The sequence below is a fragment of the Pantoea sp. GbtcB22 genome (assembly GCF_019091025.1).
GTDB classification, from domain to species: domain Bacteria; phylum Pseudomonadota; class Gammaproteobacteria; order Enterobacterales; family Enterobacteriaceae; genus Pantoea; species Pantoea leporis.
In genome coordinates, this window is sequence record NZ_JAGXKB010000632.1 from 1 (window position 1) to 244 (window position 244).

Genomic DNA, 244 nt, shown 5'->3' on the forward strand with positions numbered 1-244 from the left:
GACAACGCCACGCGCGCGCCACCCTGAGACAAATCTGCACCCAGCACCAGCTCCGCATCGTAGCCCCCAATTTCGCGCAGTGATGGCGTGTAGATGCCGCCGTCCTGCAGGACTTACAGCATCAGCTCAACGCGAGCCTGCTCACCGGCTGGCATACCGGTTGAGAAGTTTTCTGCGCCAACCAGCACACGCAACGCGAAGTTGCTTTCAATGCTGGCGCGCGGAGAACCGATACCAATGACTT

1 pseudogene is annotated in these 244 nt (G+C 59.8%); it reads right to left on the reverse strand.

The window, feature by feature from the left end:
* Positions 1-244, reverse strand: a pseudogene (locus KVT28_RS26215) (hypothetical protein); the annotation flags it as partial.